We start from the raw sequence: 3,712 nt of genomic DNA on the forward strand, positions 1-3,712 counted from the left end.
TCTCACCAGTCTTGAAAAATATTTTGGTGGTAATCCTATTCGCTGCTGAAAAATCCTTTCAAATTGCCGAAGGCTTAAGCAAGCATGAGACGCTAAGCGTTCAATTTTCACTAAACCACCTTCTTTAATAAGCAATGGAAGTACAAAATCAATTGGCAAGGTCTGTTTTAATTTATATAAGTGCTTAAGCAAATAACTTTCAATAATGTTTTTCATTTGCAAAAATGAAGTTGATTCTTGTAGTTGTTTATTTATTTCCCTGATTTCGTTTCCCAGCACTTCCGTAGCATCAAAAGCTTCTTTCTGTAAAAGCTCGTACATAGGGATACCTAAAAAACGATACAGTCCTCCCGGCTGAAACCCGACCTTTAGTAGCAAATGTTTATATCCCAATGTTATATTTAATCCATTTACTTGTGGACCTACTATGATGCAATGCGAAAGTGTTTCTTTTTTCCCGGTGGGTTTATACTCTACCACCATACGGTCCCTGATATAAAAGTATAAGCCCTGTTCAGGAAGAGGTGGAAAAGGGAAGGTGGATTTGATATTAGCCACATCAAAGTTCACTTCATGAATCATGATGTTGTTCACAAACCCTTTTAATGCAGGATGAGGCTGATAGAATTGTTGGAACATGATGTCCTTTTAATATTCTTCTCAAAATTAAACTACAGATACAGCATGACCGCTAACGAGCATATAGGCGCAATATATGCGTTTTATGGCGTCTATTTTTTATTTGTATGAAACTCCTGCCATCCCATTAGGTACTAAAAATAAGGAGTGGAGATAGCAGCTTTCCATAAATCCAATGTACGTATTTTCATGTAAATGTAAGCGCATCAAGTGGACTTTTTATGCCGCTGAAAGCCTTACTGGTCACATGGGTATAGATTTCGGTGGTTTTACTGTTACTGTGCCCCGATAATACTTGAATATATCTCAGATCTACCCCATTTTCCAATAAATGGGTGGCAAAGCTGTGCCGCAAGGTGCACACGGTAATTTTTTTATGGGTCTTTATGGCCACTGCGGCATTTTTGACTATCCTTCATCGTTGAATGTGGCATTGAAGGCTATCCCTAGTCCTATATATTTACTATTTTCATAGTACGAAAAAGTTCAAATAGAAAATCGACCAACGGTTCCACCATAAATAGGACACCTATATGTACCAGATAACCTATCGATCTACCGCCATACTTGGAACAAGCCAAGAGCATCTAAAACAAATTCTCAGGGAGGCCAGAACGGTAAATTTGGAAAAGAACATAACCGGATGTTTGGTGTACTATCGTGATAATTTCGTCCGGATACTTGAAGGCGACAGAAGAGGGGTGCTGAAACTGTACGCCAAGATCAAGTTTGACAACAGGCACCATTCGGTAAAACTTCTATGGGAAGGCAATGCGCCGGAAAGATATTTTCAGCATTGGAGTATGGCCTATTATCACCAATCTATTCAACGGAACCAGATGAAAACGAAGAGAACTTTAAAAGAAATCTGTCGCTCCTATCCGACCTATCTTCCAAACCTACAAGTTCCATATTATCCTTTTGGGCCACGGTCAGACGATTTTTAAACGGTCACCCAAAGTTCGAATCTTTTTGAACCTATTTTAGTGTTCGAAATCCTATTTTAGGTATGATTAAAAGTTCAAATAAAGGATTGATTACCGATTGATTGGATCCAAACCTCCACGGTGTATTAGAGCTATGCATGATACATGTACTACTTTTAGGACATGTGGGACATCATCGCAGATGGTTCCATTTTGCTTTTTTGCCTCTCCGTCGTTGTTCCCATAGGACCCTCATAAGCCATAATTTGTGCTGGATATTTCCTATCTTCATGTTAAAAATAAGTTCCAATAAAGGATTAAAAAATCAGGTAATTAGTAGTATTCACAAAAGGGAAATATAGTAACTTGTTACTATATACAATTGTTGGCAACAAATGGGTTTGCCCCGTGGACAGTTAAGTGTAAGCCGACAAAACGAGTCGACAGAAAACCATAATGAAATGGATTAGCAACATAAAATGCAATTTCATTTTCTTATTATTAGTAATTCTATCGTGTGAATCAGCCAAGGCTGGTTCATAGGAGAAAAGAATATCAGACGGCAAACTATAGTAGATTTCAGGATTTAATTAGGGTCTCCTCATACAGGGTCAACCCGTTAAATTTCAGTGAATTAAATCGGATTGAAATGTGTTTTAATGCAGATTATTTCGTACTTTTGTTAAAATACTTTGCACATGGTACAATACACTTCTCAGCACCAGCTCAAAATTGAGGAATTCGGCAATCTTTACCAAATGAAACTCGATCCCGACAACAGGTGGATACAGTTGGCCGCCCATTTTCCGTGGGACGGGTGCGCCAAGATCTACTCCCGGCATTTCCCGGACAGCGGCAGGACGGCCATCGACCCGCGCATCGTGATCGGCAGCCTGATCATCAAGCACAAACTGGCCCTGAGCGACGACGAGACCGTTCGCATCATCGGGGAGAACCCCTACATGCAGTTCTTCCTCGGTCTGGACGAGTTCTCACCGGCCCAGATCTTCTCCCCCTCCCTTTTCGTGGAATGGAGGAAAAGGCTGGGCAACGATACCTTCAACGGCTTCGCGGACGTTCTGGCCACCATATGCCACGGCGACGGGAAGGTAACGGAAAGCGCCGAAGGGGCACCCAACAAGGGCAAGCTCAAGCTCGACGCCACCGTTGCCGACCAGAACATAACCTACCCCAACGATTTGGGGCTGCTCAACAAGGCCAGGGAAAAAACGGAGGCCATCATAGACCTTTTGTTCGAGCACCTTCGTGACAAATTAAAGGTCAAGCCCAGGACCTACCGGGAGGTCGCCCGCAAGAAATACCTTGCCGAATCGAAAAAGAGGCAGGCCAACAAGAAGACGCTCAGGAGCGCGATCCGCTACCACCTGAACTGCCTGGACCGCAACGTGCTCAGCATAAACGGGATGCTGGACCTGTTGGACGAAAACCCCATGCCCGGTAAAATGTTGAGGGACCTTTGGGTCGTACGGACGGTCAACGACCAGCAACGGGAAATGTACTCGGAGAAAACGAACAGGTGCGACGACAGGATCGTGAGCATCTCCCAGCCCTACGTCAGGCCGATCGTAAGGGGCAAGGCGGGCAAGAAGGTCGAGTTCGGCACCAAGATGGGCCTTGCCCAGGCCAACGGCTTCGCCAAGGCCGAGACCCTGGGCTGGGACGCCTACAACGAGAGTGCCGACCTGGTGCCCCACGCCGAATCGTACCGGGAACTATATGGATATTATCCGGAACTGATACAGGTCGACAAGATCTACGGGACCAACGCCAACAGGAACTGGTGCCGTGAAAGGGGCATAAAGATGACGGTCGCCCCGAAGGGAAAGCGTCCGGCGGAGACCGTTTATGAAAAAAGGAAAAGGAAAAAGGAGTTCAACGAACGCAACGCGATAGAGGGCAAGTTCGGTCAGGCAAAACAGGGCTACGGCCTCAACAACATAAAGGCAAAGCTCAGCGATACCTCACATTCCTGGATAGGCGCGATCCTGTTCGTGACCAACCTGGTCAAGTTCGCCGAACTGAACAACTTTCACTTCTGACTTTCTGAGGAAACCCTATTTAGACTTTTATTCGTTAGACGATTTAAATTTTCCTGACAAATGAAACAATGCTAATTCCTCTGGATT

General features: G+C 44.3%; 4 protein-coding genes. 2 read left to right on the forward strand and 2 right to left on the reverse strand.

Annotation, left to right across the window (positions count from 1 at the left end):
* Together ACEW8S_RS15465 and ACEW8S_RS15470 are read right to left on the reverse strand one after the other, a co-directional pair.
* On the reverse strand, window positions 1-639 hold a 639-nt coding region (locus ACEW8S_RS15465), incomplete at its 3' end, for a DUF6597 domain-containing transcriptional factor (protein ID WP_373519028.1).
* 187 nt (window positions 640-826) lie between these two features.
* Window positions 827-1,051 (reverse strand): tyrosine-type recombinase/integrase, encoded by a 225-nt coding sequence (locus tag ACEW8S_RS15470; RefSeq protein WP_373519031.1) that lies wholly within the window; start codon window positions 1,049-1,051, stop codon window positions 827-829.
* Between the two features lie 121 nt (window positions 1,052-1,172).
* On the opposite strand from ACEW8S_RS15470, the gene ACEW8S_RS15475 reads away from it, so the two are divergent.
* Window positions 1,173-1,586, forward strand: coding sequence for a BLUF domain-containing protein (locus ACEW8S_RS15475; RefSeq protein ID WP_373519029.1), 414 nt, complete (start codon window positions 1,173-1,175; stop codon window positions 1,584-1,586).
* Window positions 1,587-2,263: 677 nt separating this feature from the next.
* The gene (locus tag ACEW8S_RS15480; RefSeq protein WP_373519030.1) at window positions 2,264-3,625 is read left to right on the forward strand and encodes an IS5 family transposase; all 1,362 of its coding nucleotides are present in this window, start codon (window positions 2,264-2,266) and stop codon (window positions 3,623-3,625) included.
* Window positions 3,626-3,712: the final 87 nt, after the last annotated feature.

This window comes from Pricia sp. (genome assembly GCF_041745955.1).
GTDB lineage: Bacteria > Bacteroidota > Bacteroidia > Flavobacteriales > Flavobacteriaceae > Pricia.

Coding starts and splice junctions, on each gene's coding strand:
- ACEW8S_RS15480 (WP_373519030.1), top strand. CDS start 2,264: ATGGTACAATACACTTCTCAGCACCAGCTCAAAATTGAGGAATTCGGC.
- ACEW8S_RS15475 (WP_373519029.1), top strand. CDS start 1,173: ATGTACCAGATAACCTATCGATCTACCGCCATACTTGGAACAAGCCAA.